The sequence below is a fragment of the Chryseobacterium endalhagicum genome, assembly GCF_016745235.1.
Classification (GTDB): Bacteria; Bacteroidota; Bacteroidia; order Flavobacteriales; family Weeksellaceae; genus Chryseobacterium; species Chryseobacterium endalhagicum.
Genome location: NZ_JAELVM010000001.1, coordinates 1458983 through 1479506 on the forward strand (window position 1 = coordinate 1458983; position 20524 = coordinate 1479506).

The 20524-nt window shown below is 38.8% G+C and carries 16 protein-coding genes; 13 read left to right on the forward strand and 3 right to left on the reverse strand.

The window, feature by feature from the left end; genetic code table 11:
- The first annotated feature begins 81 nt into the window (after window positions 1–81).
- A complete protein-coding gene (locus JET18_RS06350; protein WP_202089766.1) occupies window positions 82–432 on the forward strand; it encodes an ArsC/Spx/MgsR family protein in 351 nt (116 codons plus the stop codon).
- A gap of 42 nt (window positions 433–474) precedes the next feature.
- Here the strand turns inward: JET18_RS06350 and JET18_RS06355 are convergent, their stop codons facing one another.
- Entirely contained in the window at window positions 475–780 is a 306-nt protein-coding gene (locus JET18_RS06355) for a DUF493 family protein (RefSeq protein ID WP_202089767.1), read from the reverse strand.
- 41 nt (window positions 781–821) lie between these two features.
- Window positions 822–1493 carry a DUF4197 family protein gene (locus JET18_RS06360; protein WP_202089768.1) on the reverse strand — a complete coding sequence of 224 codons (672 nt, stop codon included), beginning with the start codon at window positions 1491–1493 and terminating at the stop codon, window positions 822–824.
- 346 nt (window positions 1494–1839) lie between these two features.
- On the opposite strand from JET18_RS06360, the gene JET18_RS06365 reads away from it, so the two are divergent.
- The 8 genes from JET18_RS06365 (at window position 1840) to JET18_RS06400 (ending at window position 12466) form a co-directional block, all read left to right on the forward strand.
- A complete protein-coding gene (locus JET18_RS06365; RefSeq protein ID WP_202089771.1) occupies window positions 1840–4665 on the forward strand; it encodes a SusC/RagA family TonB-linked outer membrane protein in 2826 nt (941 codons plus the stop codon).
- An 11-nt stretch (window positions 4666–4676) separates the two neighbouring features.
- On the forward strand, window positions 4677–6095 hold the full coding sequence (locus tag JET18_RS06370) for a RagB/SusD family nutrient uptake outer membrane protein (protein ID WP_202089772.1): 1419 nt from the start codon (window positions 4677–4679) through the stop codon (window positions 6093–6095).
- Between the two features lie 73 nt (window positions 6096–6168).
- Window positions 6169–7560, forward strand: a complete 1392-nt coding sequence (locus tag JET18_RS06375; RefSeq protein WP_202089774.1) for a glucoamylase family protein — start codon at window positions 6169–6171, stop codon at window positions 7558–7560.
- A 175-nt stretch (window positions 7561–7735) separates the two neighbouring features.
- On the forward strand, window positions 7736–8443 hold the full coding sequence (locus JET18_RS06380; RefSeq protein WP_202089776.1) for a carboxylesterase family protein: 708 nt from the start codon (window positions 7736–7738) through the stop codon (window positions 8441–8443).
- Between the two features lie 213 nt (window positions 8444–8656).
- Window positions 8657–10984, forward strand: a complete 2328-nt coding sequence (bglX, locus tag JET18_RS06385) for a beta-glucosidase BglX (protein WP_202089778.1) — start codon at window positions 8657–8659, stop codon at window positions 10982–10984.
- Between the two features lie 86 nt (window positions 10985–11070).
- A complete protein-coding gene (locus tag JET18_RS06390) occupies window positions 11071–11457 on the forward strand; it encodes a hypothetical protein (RefSeq protein WP_202089779.1) in 387 nt (128 codons plus the stop codon).
- Window positions 11458–11675: 218 nt separating this feature from the next.
- Complete coding sequence (locus JET18_RS06395; RefSeq protein ID WP_202089780.1) at window positions 11676–12089, forward strand: hypothetical protein; 414 nt, start codon at window positions 11676–11678, stop codon at window positions 12087–12089.
- Window positions 12090–12328: 239 nt separating this feature from the next.
- Window positions 12329–12466, forward strand: a complete 138-nt coding sequence (locus JET18_RS06400; RefSeq protein WP_202089781.1) for a bacteriocin-like protein — start codon at window positions 12329–12331, stop codon at window positions 12464–12466.
- A gap of 99 nt (window positions 12467–12565) precedes the next feature.
- On the opposite strand, the gene JET18_RS06405 is transcribed toward JET18_RS06400, so the two are convergent.
- On the reverse strand, window positions 12566–12715 hold the full coding sequence (locus JET18_RS06405) for a hypothetical protein (RefSeq protein WP_202089782.1): 150 nt from the start codon (window positions 12713–12715) through the stop codon (window positions 12566–12568).
- 265 nt (window positions 12716–12980) lie between these two features.
- Here JET18_RS06405 and purB point away from each other — a divergent pair, with 265 nt between their 5' ends.
- From purB to JET18_RS06425, 4 genes are all read left to right on the forward strand, one after another.
- Window positions 12981–14408: an adenylosuccinate lyase gene (gene purB / locus JET18_RS06410; protein ID WP_072922338.1), complete on the forward strand. Its 1428-nt coding sequence runs from the start codon at window positions 12981–12983 to the stop codon at window positions 14406–14408.
- 100 nt (window positions 14409–14508) lie between these two features.
- A complete protein-coding gene (locus JET18_RS06415; RefSeq protein WP_202089783.1) occupies window positions 14509–15939 on the forward strand; it encodes a serine hydrolase in 1431 nt (476 codons plus the stop codon).
- A 75-nt stretch (window positions 15940–16014) separates the two neighbouring features.
- Window positions 16015–19710, forward strand: a complete 3696-nt coding sequence (locus tag JET18_RS06420) for a phosphoribosylformylglycinamidine synthase (protein WP_202089784.1) — start codon at window positions 16015–16017, stop codon at window positions 19708–19710.
- A 370-nt stretch (window positions 19711–20080) separates the two neighbouring features.
- Window positions 20081–20485, forward strand: coding sequence for a ribonuclease inhibitor (locus tag JET18_RS06425; RefSeq protein WP_202089786.1), 405 nt, complete (start codon window positions 20081–20083; stop codon window positions 20483–20485).
- The last annotated feature ends 39 nt before the right edge of the window (window positions 20486–20524 follow it).

The following is a 20524-nucleotide window of genomic DNA, read 5'->3' on the forward strand; positions in this document are numbered from 1 at the left end:
TTTATCAAAATTTAAGACGGCTTTCAATTCTTTTCTTCCTAAATTTGAGGGAAGGAGTTTAATTTTTTAAAAGATTATATTATGATGGTTAAGGTTTTACATAACGGAAACTGCTCTAAATCCAATGCTGTACTGGAGTATCTGGATGAGAATGGGGTGCCTTTTGAGATCATCAACATTATGGAAGATCCGCTGAGCATTCTGGAGATCAAAACAGTATTGAAAAAGCTGAATCAGAGCGTATTTCATATGATCCGCAAAGCTGATAAGCTGTACACGGAACACTATGCCGATAAAAATTATTCTGAAGAAGAATGGATCAAAATCCTGTCTGAAAATCCTTCCCTGATCCAGAGACCGATACTCATCAAAGGATCGGTGGCTATGCTGGGAAGACCCATTGAAAATGTAAAATTCTTTATTGAAAAATAATACCAATAAAAAAGTCAGCGGAAGCTGACTTTTTCTTTTTTCTTACAATAGAATAACGCCTTCTATTTTGGCGACTTCCTTATAAATATTCACTACCTGATCTGCATCCAGAACGAATGCATCAATATTACACGCAGTGTATTTTCCGTTTTTGCTTTCGCGGTTTCCCAGGGTAAATTTAATACCGTCAAAAACTCTATAAATTTCTGTAAGTTTTGCCTGGTCTGTAGGAATGATAAATTTAAATAAATAATCTTCCGGAAAGTCATGGTGGCCTTCCAGTTTTTCCTTCAGAGAGTTATAAAAATCCTCCGGGTTCGCATGTTGATTTCCTTGTAATATATCCATCTGCCTATGTTAAATTATATATAAATATAGCGAAAATTTTCCTATTTTCCAAGCGGTCCCAGCAGTGCTTTTGAATTCTGGTGCTCGTAATCTTCGATGATATTGAAGAGCCCGTTGACCAGTTGTTCAGAGGCCAGTTTGCTCAGTCCGCCCGTGTTCACATTATTACTGCTGCCGCCAAGAAGACTTCCCAGAAGATTATTTCCTGAAAGGGCGGTGTTGATGGTTTTGGCAATACCGTACTCATTCAGCTTCTCATCCACCTTCGGGGCAATGGCCGCTACCAGCTGTTGGGAAGTCTTTTCCTTTAAGATCTGCGTAGCCGTAGTCCCCTGAATGATTCTGGTAACATCCTGCGCGTTTAAGCTGTTCACAGCACCCTGAAGAATAGGTTTTGAGATATTAACGGTATAAGCTGCCGCCTGAGCAATAAAATCTCTCTCTTTAGCCACGAGGGAAGGAGCGATCTTTTCCAGCGTGGAATTGATGTCTCTAAGCTCTTTTGGAAGGGCTTTATCCACCATATTATTCTGAAGGAAGGCTTCTTTGTTGCTGTAGATGCCCATTCCTTTATCAATACCGTTTAATAAAACTCTTTTAATGATGGACAGGCCCAGGTCCGAGGTAGCCATGGTCTGGCAGGATTGTACGGTAGTAAGAACCAAAGTTCCTGTACCGATTAATAATGCTGCTGCTATGATGTATTTTTTCATTGATCTTTTTTCTTATTTTCTCAAATATTGCGCCAAAGGTAAACACTATATGTGTTATTAACAAAATATTAAATTCTCATGACGGATTTGGTGATTTTTCAGTTGAAAACGCCGCTTTTTCAATTCGGTATTTTGTTGTATATTGATATTTATAATGAAATTTTGTTATCTGAATCTGATTTATTTCGTTTTCTGTTTAAAAATTATTTGCTTTTTTTAAATTTTTAAGATATGTTAACAATGTTCGTTTTTTTTTATACTTTTGACTAATGTCTTTTTTTGAGAATTTAAATAACTCCACCAAAGGCATTATTAAAATTTGATTGTACGAATAAAATTGAACTATATGAAACAACGTGATTTAAAGTATTCATGTCTCATTGCTGTTTTATACTTCGGTATGAATGTCAATGCACAGACTACTCCAAAAGATACTACTGTGAAAGAGCAGAAGATCGAGGAGGTAGTTCTGATAGGATATGGATCTCAGAAAAAGGAAAATGTGACCGGTAGTATCGGGACCATTTCAGCAAAAGATCTTGCGGACAAACCCAATGCCAATCCAATAAGTTCTATACAGGGAAAGTTATCCGGTGTTCAGATTTTGAACTCCGGGGCTCCGGGAACTTCACCCAGAGTAGACATCAGAGGGGTTGGATCACTTACCGGTAAAACGGTATTTATCGTAGATGGAATGATTACCGATGATATCTCCTTTTTGAATCCTCAGGATATTGAATCCATGAGTGTTCTTAAAGATCCTTCGAGTTTGGCCATTTATGGAGCCAGAGCATCCAACGGAGCTGTAATTATTAAGACGAAAACAGGAAGAGGAAAGAAACCTGTTTTTAACTTTAATTCCTATCTTGGCTTTAAAAAAGTAACCAATATCCCGGAAATGGCTAATACGGATCAGTATATTGAATTATATAATGAAAAGCTGAGAAATGAAAATGTAACGGATCCTACAAAATTCTTAAGCAGATCCAACTTTCCGGCAGATACCAATTGGTTTAAAGAAATCTTCAGAACGAGTATTATCAATTCAAATGATTTTTCGGTTTCCGGTAATTTGGGAAAACTGAATTATTACGGAAGTATCGGAAATCTGCAGGATGAAGGTAATCTGGCTGCTGGAAGAGGAATCAACTCAGGAAGCGGTTTCAACAGATTAAATACCAAGCTAAACCTTACCTATAAAATTACGGACAATATTACCATCGGAAATAATTTCTCATTTTCAAAAATGAGGACTGATGCAGCACAGAATCCATTGCTGGATGCGTATAATGCTCCTCCGATATTTTCAACGATGAATCCTGCAACTGGAGATTACCAGTTTTTCAATGGATATTCCATTCCTAACCCAAGAGCCAAGTTGGATTTATTCCGCTCGCAGACCAGACAGGAAAGATTGCTGAACAATATCTGGGGAGAATACAAATTCCTGAAAGATTTTGCTTTAAGGGTTAGTTATACATCGGATAATATTAATACTAGCAAGTACGAATATTCGCCGACACTTACTTACGTTCCTCCTGCAGACCAGAAAGTTACAAAATTAATTACAAGAGATTCCAGAGACAGAAACTATGTTTGGGATAATACCTTAACCTGGAAGAAAAGTTTAGGAAATCATAATTTAGAAATACTGGCAGGTTTTTCCAGAACAAGAAACTCCTACACAGAAACGTATGCCCAGGCACAAAACGTAGGTTATGACGGAACGAATGGCTCTTTAAGCATAAGCAATGGTACAGACGTAATAATTTATAATGTTGACAGACCGGATGTAAGCCTGGATCAGGACCAATACCGTATTGAATCATTCTTCGGAAGATTGAATTATGATTACAAAGGAAAATACCTCCTGAATGCATCTATCCGTAGAGACGGAACATCACAAATCTCTGCGGATGACAGAACCAAGATATTTCCAGCAGTAAGTGTAGGCTGGGTAATATCTAAAGAAAATTTTATGAGCGAGCAGAATATGTTTAATCTCTTAAAATTAAGAGCCAGTTATGGTAAACTGGGAAATCCTAACGTAAAAAGAAAATATACATTAAATGTTTCAAGTATTGCTGGGGGCGCCTATTATGGAAATACAGGATACCCGGCAGAAACTATTGACGAAATAATAGACCCTACTATTGGATGGGAAACTACATCAGGTGGTGATGTAGGTTTGGAAATGGCTATGTTCAGCAATAAACTGAAAATAGATGCTACTTATTTCAGCAAGGATTCCAAAGATGTTGTATATGGAATTTTCCAGGGAACGGTTTCCGGAGCAAGCAACTGGCGTGATTATGTTACCAATGCTTATTCTTTCAATAACAAAGGATTTGAAGTATCTGTAAATTATAATACTAAAATCAATGATAATATTAGCATTGGAGCTTATGGTAATTTTACAGGCTTGAAAAATAAAATCACTTCTGTATATGGTGGTTCCTATTTAGAAACCGGTGCAAGTTTATTTGGTAACTCTATTGTAAGGCTTCAGGAAGGCCAGGCCGTTGGTTCTTATTATGGCTATCAGGTTGCAGGAGTTTTCCAGAATCAGGCAGAAGTAGATGCATCACCAACACAGAATCAGGCACGACCGGGAGCATTTAAATTTGCTGATCTGGATGGAAATGGGATTATTGATACAAGAGATAAAACATTCCTGGGAAGTCCGATTCCTAAAGGAACCTATGGCTTCGGTGTGAATATGAATATTTATGATTTTGATTTTGCCATTGACTTCCAGGGAGTATTCGGTAACAAAATATATAACTACAACCGTGAACAGCGTTTCGGAAACGAAAACTGGGATTTAGATTTTTACAACAACAGGTGGCATGGGGCAGGTACTTCTGATTCCTATTCAATGGTTACCAATGACCAGGCTATTATCCTGCCAAGCAGTTTCTATGTGGAAAGCGGAAGCTATATCAGAATCAGAAATATCCAGATCGGATACAACCTGCCAAAAGCATTTACCAGTGCGATGTCTATCACTAAACTAAGATTGTACTTAAGTGCACAGAACCCTTGGACTAGTTTTAAGTACAAAGGTTTCTCTCCTGAAATTATGAATACGGACAGAGTGCAAATGGGAGTTGATAATAATATCTATCCTATCTCGGCAATCTATACATTCGGTATGAGTTTAACATTTTAATTAGAAGAGTTATGAAAAAAATATTTTTGTCAATCGCATTAGTTTCTCTTTTAGCTAGCTGCAAGGATGATTTTTTAGATATAAAAGAAGAGGGAAGAGTTGAAGCATCTACATTCTTTACTACAGAACAGGATGCAATGAATGGAACAAATGCTATTTATAGCTTTTTGAGAAGCTGGGAAAATTCAGCGTTTCCATACCAGTTTGTTTTCGGTGTGCCTGCGGACGATGTTGTGAAAGGGTCAAACCCTGGAGATGCATCATTCATTAATGAATATGATAATTTTACCTACACAGTTAGTAACGAAGGGGTAAGAGGATATTGGATTGGACAGTGGCAGGCTATAAACAGAGCTAACCAGGTTATTTCCAAAGTTCCGGCAATTGAAATGAATACTGAGCTTAAAAACAGATTGGTTGCAGAAGCTAAAATGTTAAGAGCATATTTCTATTTCAATCTTGTAAGAATTTACGGAGGTGTTCCTATATTTGATGGCCTTCAATCAAATTATAATATTCCGCGTAATTCTGTAGATGAAGTTTACAACTTCATTATTTCAGACCTTACCAGTGCTGCAGCTGTTCTTCCACAGACCTATGGTGCGGCAGATCTTGGAAGAGTAACGAAAGGAGCTGCACTAGGACTGCTTTCAAAGGTGTATCTTTATAAAAAGGACTGGCAGAAAGCATATGATACATCTAATCAGGTGATGGGCATGGGCTATGGACTGGATCCGGATTTCAATCACTTATTCAGACCAGCTGGTGAATTTGGAACAGAATCTGTATTTGAGGTGAACTGTCAGTGTTCAGCACAGTTTGGAGGAAGTCAGTATGCTGAGGTTCAAGGAGTAAGAAATCAATTCGGCTGGGGATTCTTTACCCCTTCTCAAGCGTTGGAAAATGCGTTTGAGCCAGGAGATATCCGCAAAGAATTAACTATTCTGAGAAACGGCGAAACCACACCGGAAGGAGATCTGATTGCAATGGGAGACCCTCAGTCGGTGACTACCTATAATCAGAAAATCTATGTACCGAAGGCTCTTAATAACAATGCTTGCGGGTATGGATCTATTCAGAACATCAGAATATTACGTTTTGCAGAAATTCTTCTGATTAATGCAGAAGCAGCCAATGAATTAGGGAATACAGCCACTGCAATATTGAACCTTAATAAAGTCAGAGACAGAGCGGATCTTTTAGGAACAACAGCTACCACTCAGACAGGATTGCGTGCCGCAATATGGCATGAGCGTAGAGTAGAACTGGCTTTAGAAGGGGATCGTTTTGTAGACCTTGTAAGAACGGGTGAGGCGGCAACAGTATTGGCTCCTTACGGATTTAAGTCTGGAAAGAATGAATTATTCCCGATTCCTTTAGATGCGATGGATCAAAGTAACGGACTGTTTACCCAAAACCCAGGATATTAAAATTTAACCATAAACTTTAGAGGAGAATGAAAGTTCTCCTCTTCTTTTAGCAGAACCAGGTAAAAAAGATTTCATGAAAAGGACCGTATTATCAATTGCTGTAACCTCTCTATTCTTTGCATACGCTTGCAAAAATTCCCAATCTCCCAAACAGGAAGTTGTTCAAACCGAAGCTGTAAAAAGTGATATCACAGACGAGCAGCTCATGGACAGAGTTCAGAAAGATGCTGTAAAATATTTCTGGGATTATGCTGAACCCAAATCAATGCTGGGAAGAGAGCGCTATCACGAAGACAATATCTATCCGGATAATGATAAACATGTAGTAACTACAGGAGGATCAGGATTTGGATTGGCCACACTTCTGGTAGGGGTGGAAAGAGGATTTATCCCCAGAAAAGAAGCTGTGAAAAGACTCACTCATATGATGGATTTTCTTGCAAAAGCAGACCGTCATAAAGGCGCCTGGTCACACTGGATCAATGGAGAAACAGGAAAAACAGTTCCTTTCGGGAAAAAAGATAATGGCGGAGATCTTGTGGAAACTGCATTTCTTACTTCAGGAATTCTGATGGTCCGTGAATATTTTAAAAACGGAAATGCCGAAGAAAAAGCCCTGGCTTCAAAATGTGATGAACTCTGGAAAGGAATTCAATGGAACTGGTACACAAAAGGCGGTGAAAAAGTCCTTTACTGGCACTGGTCACCGGAATATCAGTGGGAAATGAACTTTCCGCTGGAAGGGTATAACGAATGCCTGATCACCTACATCCTGGCCGCTTCATCACCCACCCATTCCATCGATGCAGAAACCTATTATAAAGGCTGGACCCGAAACGGAACCTATCTTACAGACAAAACAAAATACGGACTTCCTCTGTACGTAAAACACAATTACGCCGAAGAATACGGCGGACCGCTTTTCTGGTCACAATATTCCTACATCGGCCTGGATCCTACGGGACTTTCGGATAAGCTGGTGAAAAACTATTTCGAATTAAATAAAAATCAGGTCCTTATCGACTACAAATACTGCGTTGAAAACCCAAAACAATGGAAAGGCTACGGCCCGAACTACTGGGGACTGACAGCCGGATATACAAGAAATGAAGACGGAAGTGCAGGATATACAGCCCATATGCCAACCAATGACAATGGCGTGATCACTCCCACAGCAGCGCTGAGCAGCTTTCCGTACACCCCAAAAGAATCGATGGCTTTCCTGAGATTCCTTTACACCCAAAAACCTGAATTCATTGGATCAGCAGGTCCTTATGATGCCACTTCAGTGAATTACAACAACTGGTTTACCCCAAGATATTTAGCCATAGACCAGGGAACCATAGCACCGATGATTGAAAACTACAGAACAGGATTTCTGTGGAAACTATTCATGAACGCACCTGAAATTCAGCAGGGACTTAAAAAATTAAGCTTCCGGTCTGAAAAATATGGAATTCAATAATCAGCGTTTTTAATGATCTTCAACAGGATTTTCATTCAATAGAAAAGAATTTAATCCGTTTATAAAAATAAGGGAAATGTATTTTTAATGATTTAATATTCAATAGAAACGGGCTTTAGCCCGTTTAAATAAAAACGAGACATCAAACGGCTTTAGCCAAAACCTATACATTAATATGAAATTAAAACTAAAATACCTTCCTCTTTTTTTCCTGCCATTATCACTACAAATCAATGCCCAGGAAATAAAAGGAGAATTAAATAAAGAAATTAAAAGGACTGAGAAAATGTCTTACATTCTGGATTACCCGCAAAAGGCCAAAGGAAATGTTCCGTTGATCGTCTTCCTGCACGGTTCCGGAGAAAGAGGAAATAATCTTGAAATGGTAAAGGCCCACAGCCCGTTCACGTATAAAAATCTGATCAAGGAGCCTGTAGCCATTCTGGCACCGCAATGTCCGGCAGATTCATGGTGGGATACCATCACGGTGTATAATCTGATTAAAGAGATTCAGAAGAAATATAAAATTGATGCCTCCAGAATTCACCTTACAGGACTTTCCATGGGAGGATGGGGAACATTGAAACTGTCGATGGAACATCCTGAAATGTTTGCTTCAGTAGTGTCCGTATGTGCTCCCACAGACATGACTATGTATGCCAATATTGACCAGTATAAAAATTTGAATATGAAAATTTTTCACGGAGGAATGGATGATATTGTACTCCCTGAAAATGCTTTGAATTTTTATCAGAGATTACATCCGGTAAATCCATCAGCAGAATTGGTCATCTTCCCCAATGATAACCACAACTCCTGGGATTCCACCTATTCCGACCCGAAACTCTATGAATGGATGCTTTCTAAGAGAAAAGGAGAGTGAGATTTTAGTGAAGAGTGAAGAGTGAAAAATTAAGAACGAAGAATTAAAAATGTTTAAGAAAGTCGCGAGCTATGGCACAATCAATTTTATCTCGGATAAAATCCTTGCGTCTTACAACATAAAGCTTGGAATAAACTAGCGCCCTTGCGCTATCCAACAAAAAGTACCCAAAGTAAACAATAAAACAGAACTATAATTTAAGAAGATAGATTTATGAAAAAGTTAATTGTAATCGCAACCCTGGCACTTTCGCCCGTGTTTTCCGCACAGGAAATGGTAACGAAGCCCGTGCAGGCGTACCAGACCGCTCAGTATCAGGCTAAGAAAAAAGCTTTCGTAGACAATCTTTTGTCTAAAATGACTTTAGATGAAAAGATTGGTCAGCTCAACCTGCCAACCTCCGGAGATTTTACCACCGGACAGGCGCAAAGCTCAGATATCGGAAAAAAAGTGGAGCAGGGATTAGTAGGAGGATTATTCAATATAAAAGGAGCTGAAAAGATCAAAGCCGTCCAGAAAGTCGCTATAGAAAAAAGCCGTCTGAAAATTCCTTTGATCTTCGGAATGGATGTCATCCACGGTTACGAAACCACTTTCCCGATTCCGTTAGGATTGGCCGCTTCCTGGGATATGAATCTTGTACAGCAGTCTGCGAGAGTAGCTGCGAAAGAAGCTTCTTCAGATGGTATTAACTGGACTTTTTCGCCTATGGTGGATATTTCCCGTGAACCAAGATGGGGAAGGGTTTCCGAAGGTTCCGGAGAAGATCCGTACTTAGGGAGTGAGATTTCCAAGAACATGGTGTACGGGTATCAGGGGAAAGATCTTTCCGTGGGAAATACCATTTTAGCCTGCGTAAAGCATTTTGCCCTGTACGGAGCTGGTGAAGCCGGCCGTGATTACAATACAGTGGATATGAGCCATGTAAGAATGTTCAATGAATATTTTCCTCCCTATAAAGCCGCAGTAGATGCTGGGGTGGCTTCTGTAATGGCTTCTTTCAATGAAGTGGACGGTGTTCCGGCAACCGGAAACAAGTGGCTTCAGACAGAAGTACTGAGAAAAATGTGGAACTTCAAAGGGTTTGTAGTGACCGATTATACTGGAATCAATGAAATGGTGGAGCACGGGATGGGAGATCTTCAGCAGGTATCTGCTTTAGCCCTGAAAGCCGGAATAGATATGGATATGGTAGGCGAAGGTTTTTTAACTACCCTGAAAAAATCTTTAGACGAAGGAAAAGTGACCCAGGCTGAAATCGATATGGCAGCAAGAAGAATTCTTGAAGCTAAATACGACCTTGGTCTGTTCGATGATCCTTACAAATACGGAGATGCAAAACTGGCTGCAAAAGAGGTGTACAACATGGAAAACCGTAATATCGCAAGAAGTGCAGCAGCTCAGTCTATGGTATTGCTGAAAAACGAAAAACAGGTATTGCCATTAAAAAAATCCGGTACGGTAGCGGTAATCGGGCCATTGGTGAACAACTCACTGAATATGGCCGGAACATGGAGCGTAGCTACAAAACATGCCGCTTCAGTTTCTTTGATGCAGGGGCTTCAGGCTAATTACGGAAAAGAAGTGAAATTCCTTTCTGCAAAAGGCGCAAACATTGATTACGATGCAAAACTGGAAGATGTCTACGCAGCTCACGGTAAAAAAACAGACAGAGACAACCGTTCCAAAGAAGAATTATTGAAAGAAGCCGTTGATATCGCCAATAAAGCAGACGTTATTGTTCTTGCCATCGGTGAATCTGCGGAAATGAGCGGTGAATCCTCTTCAAGAACGGAAATTACCATTCCTCAGTCTCAGGTTGATTTATTAAACGAACTGAAAAAAACTGGAAAGCCGATTGCCATGGTACTTTACACAGGGCGCCCGCTGGCATTAACCAATGTAAAAGATACACCGGATGCTATTCTTAATGCCTGGTTTGCAGGTTCCGAAGCAGGAAATGCTATTTCAGATGTTTTGTTCGGGAAAGTAAACCCTTCAGGAAAGCTTCCAATGACCTTCCCGAGAAGTTTAGGACAGGTTCCTATTTATTACAATGCAAAAAATACCGGTCGTCCTTTAAGTCAGGACAAAGTAGATAAATGTGTTTACGAAAGATTCCGTTCCAATTATATGGATGAATGTAATACACCGCTGTATCCGTTCGGATATGGGTTGAGCTATTCTAAATTCAGCTACTCTGATATGACGGTTTCCAATTCAAATCCAAAAGGAAATCAAACAATTCAGGCTTCAGTAACGGTTACCAATTCCGGGAACTATGACGGAGCTGAAGTGGTGCAGCTCTATATCAGAGACATGGTGGGAAGCATCACCAGACCTGTGAAAGAACTGAAAGGATTCCAGAAAGTTTTCCTGAAAAAAGGAGAATCTAAAAAGATAACTTTTGACATCAACCCTGAAAACCTGAAGTTCTACAATGGAGAACTGAAATTTGACTGGGAACCGGGAGAATTTGATATCATGATCGGAACCAATTCCGATGAGGTGAAACATTCAAAAATCAACTGGACGAAATAATACCGAAAAGCCATTCTTTGGAGTGGCTTTTTCTTTTTTTTTGGCATGATTTTTAGTAGCACACTTGTAACTTTAAAATAATAATTATGAAAAAAATGATTGTACTTGGAGCCATGTTTATGGGATCTTTGATATGGGCACAGACGGTAGGAGGAGACAGAGATTCTCATGGATGTATTGGTTCTGCGGGCTATACCTACTCGCAGATCAAAAAAGATTGTGTAAGGGTTTTCGAGCAGAAGATCAAACTAACCGAAGTTGCTCCCAAAGGCAGTTCTACTTCAATGGCAGCTGTGATTTTCAGCAAAGACATGAAGAAAGCGGAAGTTTTCATTCCTGATACAGACGGAGAAAGCCTGATCCTGACAAGAATCGGAAGAAGAAAAATATGGAAGAAAGATGATTATGTATTGGTTCCTTTCAAGAAAAACGAATACCAGCTTAAAAAAGATAATGTGGTGATTTATCAGTAAATCCGGATTTTATAAAATAAAACAGAGGCTGCCTTTTAAGGCGGTCTCTTTGCTTTAATATTTCCATCAGTGATCCTGAGAATTTCATAGAAGTCTGGAAAATCAACAACAATAATAAACAATATGCTATAAATCACTAAAAAATGAGTAGTTTTTTTGTATCTTAGACCAAATATCTTGTTGTTATTTTTTAAACTAAAACCATTAATATTTCAAATATGAAAAAAACTATTCTCTTGGGCGCAATGTTTCTCAGTTCCTGGGCCTTCTGCCAGCAATCTACTCCGGTTTTAGGAGGAGATAAGGATGTTCATGGCTGCAGAGCTTCAGCAGGTTATACGTATTCACAGATCAAAAATGACTGTGTAAAAGTTTTTGCACAGAAAATTAAATTAAAAGAAGTGAGCACTGATAAAAGCTCCACTTCAATGACAGCCGTTATTTTTAGCAAAGACATGAAAAGAGCGGAAATTTTTATCCCGGATGGAAATGCAAAAAGCATTATCCTTACCAGAGAAGGAAAAAGCAAAATGTGGAAAAGCGGAAGCTATATCAAGGAAACGTACGTTTTGGTTCCCTACAAAAAATCAGGTTACCAGATTAAAAAAGATGATGTTGTGATTTATCGGTAAATCCGGATTTTAATATAACAAAGCCGTTCAGTGGAGCGGTTTTTTTTGTGGATTTTTTTAATTAAACCTTAAAGAAATGTTGGAAAGGGCATTAACAGACAGGATATTCATAAACAATCTTATCCCTAACTTAGAGAGAATTATATTTTCGATTTAAAAAAAATGTATATTAGTAAGATCAAATCACAGCGGAATCCGAAAAGCTTATCAGAGTAGGAACGACCCCAAAAATTATAACTATGAAAAATCTTAAAAAATTATCAAAAAAAGAATTGAAAACCGTTCAGGGAGGAATCCCGATGTGCTTACCAGGCTATTTCTGGTGCTCATTTGTGAAAAAATGTATTCCTGTAGGATCGGATTGCGGACTTGCATAATAAGCTTCCCAACGATCTCCGGATTGTTTCTTTAAACATAAATAGCCGTTCAAACGAACGGCTATTTTTATGGGTAAAGCGTGAATGTTTAACTGTTTTTTAATAACACTTATCAGCGTCATACTTTCTGCATGGTCCGTTTTCAGTATATTGGCATGTTCCGGACGGACAGCTTTGTCCCGGTTGAGGAACCCATCCTCCTGAAATCATTTTTAAACTTGACTTTGATAATTTTTTTAGATTTTTCATTATACGTTTGCTTTAATTTGGTTTCTCTACTCTCTCAGCTTTTCGAGTTCCGCTATATTTACGAATTTATAAAATAATTTGAAATAAAATCACTACCCTTTGAAAAATTAGAATAATACTTTAAAATAGGGTGTGAAAACCTCTGTTAGACGTGAAAGAAGCTATAGAATCCGCGTCCTTTTAAACTAAAATTTAAAAGCGCCTTTACAATTTTCATCTCTCACTGAAAATCCGTATTTTTGTGCATCTAAAAGTAAAAGAAAGAATGAATTCCTACAAAAATCCATTGGAAGAGCGCTATTCCAGTGAAGAAATGTTGTTTAATTTCTCACATAACAACAAATTCCGTACCTGGAGAAAGCTTTGGATTGCTCTTGCTGAAATTGAAAAAGACCTTGGTCTTGATATTACAGACGGGCAGATTGCTGAGCTTAAAGCTAATGCTGAAAACATCGATTACGATAAAGCAGCAGAATACGAAAAGAAATTCCGTCATGATGTAATGGCTCACGTTCACACGTATGGAGATGTGGCGCCTTCAGCAAAAGGAATCATCCATTTGGGAGCTACTTCAGCTTTTGTAGGAGACAATACAGACCTTATTCAGATCCGTGACGGGCTTTTAATCTTAAAGAAAAAGCTGGTTAATGTGATGAAAAACTTAGCGGATTTCTCTATTCAGTATAAAGATCTTCCTACTTTAGGATTTACCCATTTCCAGCCGGCTCAGCTGACGACCGTTGGAAAAAGAGCAACTCTTTGGTTACAGAGTTTGGTTCTTGACATCGAAGAATTGGATTTCTTCTTAGAAACACTTCGTTTCAGAGGTGTAAAAGGAACTACCGGAACTGCTGCAAGTTTCTTAGAGCTTTTCAACGGTGATTATTCAAAAGTAAAACACCTGGATAAAGAACTTTCAAAAAGATTCGGTTTTGAGAAAGTATTCGGAGTTTCAGGTCAGACGTACGACAGAAAAATTGATGCTAAAGTAGTGGCTTTACTAGGAAATATCGCTCAGTCTGCTCATAAATTCACCAACGATTTACGTCTTCTTCAAAATCTTAAAGAAATTGAAGAACCGTTCGAGAAAAACCAGATCGGTTCATCAGCAATGGCTTACAAACGTAACCCAATGAGAAGTGAAAGAATCGGAGCTTTGGCAAAATATGTAATGTCTTTAACGACAAGTTCTGCTATGGTAGCTTCAACTCAATGGTTTGAAAGAACTCTGGATGATTCTGCAAACAAGAGATTAACAATTCCTCAGGCTTTCCTTGCTGTTGATGCTATTCTATTGATCTGGAACAACATCATGAATGGAATCGTTGTTTATCCAAACAGAATCAACAAACATATTATGGAAGAACTTCCTTTCATGGCTACGGAATATATCATCATGGAAGAAGTGAAAGCCGGCGGTGACCGTCAGGAAATTCACGAAGTGATCAGAGTTCACTCTATGGAAGCTTCCAAGAAAGTGAAAGAAGAAGGTAAGGAAAATGACCTGATTGAAAGAATCTTAAACGACGATTCTTTAAAATTAGACAAATCAAAATTAAAAGAAGTTTTAGATCCTAAAAACTTTATCGGTTTTGCACCTATCCAAACGGAAGAATTCATCGCGAATGAAGTTCAGCCGATTCTGGATCAGAATAAAGACCTGATAGGATTGGAGGCTGATCTTAAAGTATAAAACAGATGCAGTCTTTTGGGCTGCATTTTTTATTTTAAAAGATTTCTGTCAGAATGCAGGTTTAATGATTCTGATCAATTTGTAAAATAAAAGATAATCTATGACGGTGAAAAGTCTTTCCTTTTTTCTGCTTATTTTTCTTTCTGTGAAAAGTTTTTCGCAAAAGCAGAATGATGTGTATGCTATTATGGATGCCAATGCTCAAAAGCTCGCCCAAAAATCAGGGGCTTATTCCGTTTCCATCGGAATAGTGAAAGACGGAAAAGTGTATACAAAACACTTCGGGGAAATAGATAAAGGAAAGGGAAATAAAGCAGATGACAATACCTATTTTGAAATAGCATCTGTGACCAAGCTTTTTACCGGACAATTGCTGGCTCAGGCCGTTTTGGAAAATAAAATTAATCTTGATGACGATATCCGTAAATATCTGAAAGGATCATATCCCAATTTGGAATACAACGGAACTCCCATTAAAATTAAAGATCTGATTTCCTACAGAACTGCATTGCCGCGTAATCTGCCTGATGACACCGAAATCCGGAAAACAATGTCAGATGAAACGCCTTTTCAATACAATGCATTAGGAGAGAATTATACAAAAGATCATTTTAAGCAGGATCTTCAAAAAGTAAAACTGGATACCCTACCCGGAATCAAATATAATTACAGCAACTTAAGTCTTGAACTGACAGGTCTGATGCTGGAAAATATCTACGGGAAAAGCTATGAAACGCTGCTTAAAGAAAATATCCTGTCAAAAGCAGGAATGGATCACACCAAACTGGAATTGGGTAAAGGTGAGGTCTTAGCGAATGGATATCATGCAAGCGGACGTCTGATGCCAAAATCCATAAGTCATTTATGGGGTGCAAGTGGAGCAAAAACCAAATCGACGATGGGAGATCTGGTGAAGTTCTTACAATATGAACTCGATTCAAAAAACTCAATTGTTCAGGAGTCTCAACGAAACATCAGTAACAGTAAAGGAGATTGGTACGGGTATTTTTGGGACAGCTACGGCCTTAGTGAACATGGAAAAATGGGGTATAAGCACGGAGGTGCATTCGGAGACCAGTTATGGTTTGCGATTTATCCCGAACTGAATACAGGGGTTTGCGTTATTGTAAATGTCAGCGGTCCGGATACATTCCCGGCGCTTTATAATTCGGTAGCCAGATTAATGAATGATCTGACGACAAAACCGGGCAAAAAGGAAACTGAAGGATATTATCTGAAAGGAGATAACGTAGTATTTACCTATACGCATCCAAAGAATTTAAACTCAAAACTGATCAATAGTGCTTCTGTCGCTGGATCTTTCAATGATTGGAAGACAGACAACAAGAACTACCAGTTAACGAAGAAAGAAGATAACCGCTTCGAGTTGGAAGTTCCGAAATCCGGTTTTGAAAAAGAGAAAACCTATGCCTTTAAACTGGTTCTAAACGGAGACGACTGGATCAATGCATCAAAAAACGCTTCCAATACAGACGGAACAGATGACAATAATCTGACGTTGAAGCTGTAAAATATAAAGGACCAATAGGGTTCTGAAAAAAGTAAAAAGAAAGTAATAAATCTAATATTTAAAATCTGACATCTAATGTCTAATAACAAAAGAATTTTCGTAGAAAAAAGAGGAATTTTCGATGTTGAAAGTCCAAAAATTTTTGATGAAGTAAAAGCAGTCGTTCCGTCTGTCCAAAGCGTAAAAGTGTACAATATTTACGATATTTTTGGATTAAATGACGGTGAATTCGAAAAAGTGGTAAGCAACACTTTCGTAGATCCCGTTACTGATATTTTGCATGAAGAAAATCCTGCAAAAGGAATTAATTTCGGAATGGAATTTTTACCCGGCCAGTACGATCAGCGTGCAGATTCTGCACAGCAGTGTATCGCGTTACTCACGGAGAATGAAAAATCTAAAGTAAGAAGCGGAAAACTGATCCAGTTTGAAGGCGTTTCTGAAGCAGATTTAGTAAAAATCAAAGACCTTCTGATCAATAAGGTTGAATCTCAGGAAAAAGATCTTTCCATTCTGGATATTCCGGCAGACGAAATTCCGTCAAAAGTTTTGATCCACGAAAATTTCATCAGTTTCAATGATGCTGAGCTTGAGAATTTTTACAATAATCACGGTTTCGCATTAGGATTGGACGACCTGAAATTTATTCAGGAATACTTTAAAACAGAAAAGAGAAATCCTACCGAGACCGAACTGAAAGTTTTAGACACCTATTGGAGTGACCACTGCCGTCATACCACTTTTGAAACAGAATTGTCAGACATTCAGTTTGAAGGAGCATTCAAACAGACACTGGATACTATTTTCAGTGACTATATCGAAAAAAGAAAATTCTTAGGCCGCGAGCTGAAGCCGATCTCTTTAATGGATCTTGCGACAGTTTGTGGTAAATATTTCCATAAAACAGGGAATCTGGAGAACCTTGTCATCTCAGACGAGATTAATGCATGTACGATTCAGATCGAAGCTGAATACGACGGTAAAAAAGAGCCGTGGTATTTATTATTCAAAAATGAAACCCATAATCACCCTACGGAAATTGAACCTTTCGGAGGGGCTTCAACCTGCTTGGGAGGAGCGATCAGAGATCCTTTGTCCGGAAGATCATTTGTATTCCAGGCGATGAGATTAACGGGTGCTGCCGATGTTTTAGAACCGGTTGATAAAACGTTACCGGGAAAATTACCTCAGAAAACCATCACGAAACAGGCTGCCAATGGATATTCATCTTACGGAAATCAGATCGGCTTAGCTACGACTATGGTTTCTGAAATCTACGACGAAGGCTACAAAGCCAAGAGAATGGAAGTAGGATTCGTTACCGGAGCCGTTCCTGTAGACTGGGTAAGACGTGACAAGCCTGAAAATGGAGATTCCATCATTATTTTAGGAGGTGCTACGGGCCGTGACGGTGTAGGAGGAGCGAGCGGAAGTTCAAAAGAACAGGATGAAACTTCTATCCACACCATGAGTTCTGAAGTTCAGAAAGGAAATGCCGTTGAAGAACGTAAAATTCAGAGATTATTCAGAAACCCTGAAGTAACGAGGTTGATTAAAAAATCAAATGACTTCGGAGCAGGAGGTGTTTCCGTAGCTATCGGTGAAATTGCAGATTCATTAGAAGTGAATCTTGATGTTTTACCATTAAAATATGAAGGATTGAATGGAACCGAGCTTGCTATTTCCGAATCTCAGGAAAGAATGGCTGTGGTGGTAGATCCGAAAGATAAAGAACAGTTCATCAAATTCTGTGAGGAAGAAAATATTGTCGCTGTAGAAGTGGCAAAAGTGACCGATTCAGGAAGAATGCAGATGTTCTGGAAAGGTGATAAAATCGTTGACCTTTCAAGAGAATTCTTAGATACCAACGGATGTTCCAAAACTCAGGAGGTGAAAATTACCCATCTTGAGGAAGTAAAAGAAGAAACACCTGCTTTTACAAAAGAGAACTTTATGACCATATTAAGCGACAAAAATGTAGCTTCCCAAAAAGGACTGTTGGAAATGTTCGACTCTTCTGTAGGAGGAACTACGGTTGCGATGCCGCTTGGAGGAAAATACCAGCAGACATTGATGGAAGGAAGTGCTCAGACACTGCCGATTTTAGGAGCAAAAGATATCGAAACCGTTTCTTTTGCAAGCTGGGGATTTGATACCGCAATTTCAAAACAGAATTCACTCTTGGGAGCTTCTTATGCAGTCGTGGAAAGCGTTGCTAAGATCGCTGCTATGGGAGGTGATTATAAAAATATCAGATTAACGTTCCAGGAATATTTCGAAAAACTGGGTCAGAATCCTGAGAAATGGGGGAAACCTTTAGCTTCACTTCTGGGAGCTTACGATGCTCAGATCAACCTTGGTCTTGCAGCAATCGGAGGAAAAGACTCAATGAGCGGTACGTATCAGGATCTGAATGTTCCGCCGACATTGATTTCATTTGCCTGTGCTAATGGTGAGAAGAAAAACGTTATTTCCCCGGAATTCAAGAATGCCGGGAATAAACTGTATTTCTTCAGTCATATTCCTCAGGAAAACGGACTTCCTAACTATGAAAGCTTAAAAGAAATCTTCGGATTTATTTTCGACAATATCAAAGCCGGGAAAATTGTTTCTGTGAAAACCGTTAAAGAAGGCGGGGCTGCAGTAGCTTTAGCGAAAATGAGCTTTGGAAACAGATTGGGAGCAGACATCACCATTGAGGAGAATGCTTTATTGGCTAAGGATATTGGTAGCTTAATCATCGAATCAAAAGAAGAGTTGAGCAATGCTTCTCTTCAGCAGATCGGTCAAGTAAAAGATTCAGGTATTTTAAAAATCAATAACCTTGAATCTCAAATCTCAGAGCTAGAATCTGCCTACACGGGAACATTTGAAAACCTTTTCCCAACACAGGAAAAAGAAAAATTAACGGTTGAAATCGATGAAAAATCAAACTCAATCAACCCAAGAAATATCATCATTAAAAAACACGGAATTGCTCAGCCGAAAGTATTTGCTCCTGTATTCCCGGGAACAAATTGCGAGTACGAAACCCTGAATGCATTCCATAAAGAAGGAGCTGTCATCAGCAGTCTTCCGTTGAAAAACATCAGTCACCAGTTATTGGATGAAAGCATTGATGCGTGGGTAGAAGAGATCAGAACCTCTCAGATCCTTGCCTTCTCAGGAGGTTTCTCAGCAGGTGATGAGCCGGATGGTTCAGCGAAATTCATCGTTAACGTTCTTAAAAACGAAAAGATGAGAAATGCTGTTCACGAATTATTGGACAGAGATGGAATGATCATCGGAATCTGTAACGGCTTCCAGGCTTTGGTTAAATCCGGTCTGCTACCTTACGGAAGAATTAAAGATCTGGATGAAAATTCTCCGACATTGGCTCACAATGCGATCAGAAGACATATTTCACAGATGGTGAACGTAAAAGTGATCAATGACGAAAGTCCTTGGTTAAAAGGAATGAAGGATCAGGTATTCACCATTCCTATCTCTCACGGTGAAGGACGTTTCATGGCTTCAGAAGAAGAAATCAAGAAGTTGTACGAAAACGGACAGATTGCGACTCAGTATATCGATCTTGATGGAAACATTGCCCACGGAATGCCATTCAACCCAAATAATTCATTATTCGGAATTGAAGGGGTTACCAGTCCTTGCGGAAAGATTTACGGAAGAATGGGACACCCGGAGCGTTTTGCAGAAGGCCTCATGAAGAACATACCGACCGCAAACTACCACAACATATTCAAAAACGGAGTAGAATACTTCAAATAAATATAGAAATGACCGCCACTGAATGGCGGTCATTTTTTATATCAGAATTCTTTGCTTTTGTTAAACCAAGTATGTATTCATGGAAGTTTTGCGTTGAGTTTTATATTTTTTTGACAAAGTTTTTACTTTAGACGATGTTGAGTTTAAAGTAATGCAAAGAGCTCGACTACGCCGCCAATGAAGCGAGTGAATAATACGTCTGCTTAATCGAATCAATGTTAATTGATTCCTTCTTTGCCTCCTCAAAATATGCAGTATTAGAATGAAAACTTTGCGTTAAATCCTTGATAGAAATATGAATTTTTATTGGATAATTTAGTCACAAAAAAAGCCTTTTTTTATATTTACGGAATAAAATCTTACAGCAACGATGTTGAACTCAAATCAAAATAAAACAATCACCATCAACGGCAGCCGTTTCTCAGACCTGCCTGGATTCTATGATGAAGCTTCTTTGGTATTCATGAAAGATACAGACTGGAAAGTAGGAACACTCGATGGCTTCGACGATATTCTGTACGGCGGTTTCGGAGTATTTGAAAACAAAGATGAAGTTGAGATCACATGGAAAAAATCCCAAAAGTCAAGAGAAGATCTCGGCCCGGAAGCAACCCGTATTTTTTATGAAAATAAAATCAAACAGGGAAGACCTTACAACGTAGAACTGATCCGGCAAAAACTGGATGAATTACTCTCCGAAAATGGACAGACACTCTTTGAAATTTTAATTGAAATTATACAATCACACAAAAATATTACCCTAATTTTGGAGTGATATTAGACGGATGATGAGTTATAAGTTATAAGTGATGAG

Excerpts from the sequence above, each read along its gene's own strand:
- JET18_RS06350 (WP_202089766.1), top strand. The coding sequence starts at position 82 with ATGATGGTTAAGGTTTTACATAACGGAAACTGCTCTAAATCCAATGCT.
- JET18_RS06355 (WP_202089767.1), bottom strand. The coding sequence starts at position 780 with ATGGATATATTACAAGGAAATCAACATGCGAACCCGGAGGATTTTTAT.
- JET18_RS06360 (WP_202089768.1), bottom strand. The coding sequence starts at position 1,493 with ATGAAAAAATACATCATAGCAGCAGCATTATTAATCGGTACAGGAACT.
- JET18_RS06365 (WP_202089771.1), top strand. The coding sequence starts at position 1,840 with ATGAAACAACGTGATTTAAAGTATTCATGTCTCATTGCTGTTTTATAC.
- JET18_RS06370 (WP_202089772.1), top strand. The coding sequence starts at position 4,677 with ATGAAAAAAATATTTTTGTCAATCGCATTAGTTTCTCTTTTAGCTAGC.
- JET18_RS06375 (WP_202089774.1), top strand. The coding sequence starts at position 6,169 with ATGAAAAGGACCGTATTATCAATTGCTGTAACCTCTCTATTCTTTGCA.
- JET18_RS06380 (WP_202089776.1), top strand. The coding sequence starts at position 7,736 with ATGAAATTAAAACTAAAATACCTTCCTCTTTTTTTCCTGCCATTATCA.
- bglX (WP_202089778.1), top strand. The coding sequence starts at position 8,657 with ATGAAAAAGTTAATTGTAATCGCAACCCTGGCACTTTCGCCCGTGTTT.
- JET18_RS06390 (WP_202089779.1), top strand. The coding sequence starts at position 11,071 with ATGAAAAAAATGATTGTACTTGGAGCCATGTTTATGGGATCTTTGATA.
- JET18_RS06395 (WP_202089780.1), top strand. The coding sequence starts at position 11,676 with ATGAAAAAAACTATTCTCTTGGGCGCAATGTTTCTCAGTTCCTGGGCC.
- JET18_RS06400 (WP_202089781.1), top strand. The coding sequence starts at position 12,329 with ATGAAAAATCTTAAAAAATTATCAAAAAAAGAATTGAAAACCGTTCAG.
- JET18_RS06405 (WP_202089782.1), bottom strand. The coding sequence starts at position 12,715 with ATGAAAAATCTAAAAAAATTATCAAAGTCAAGTTTAAAAATGATTTCA.
- purB (WP_072922338.1), top strand. The coding sequence starts at position 12,981 with ATGAATTCCTACAAAAATCCATTGGAAGAGCGCTATTCCAGTGAAGAA.
- JET18_RS06415 (WP_202089783.1), top strand. The coding sequence starts at position 14,509 with ATGACGGTGAAAAGTCTTTCCTTTTTTCTGCTTATTTTTCTTTCTGTG.
- JET18_RS06420 (WP_202089784.1), top strand. The coding sequence starts at position 16,015 with ATGTCTAATAACAAAAGAATTTTCGTAGAAAAAAGAGGAATTTTCGAT.
- JET18_RS06425 (WP_202089786.1), top strand. The coding sequence starts at position 20,081 with ATGTTGAACTCAAATCAAAATAAAACAATCACCATCAACGGCAGCCGT.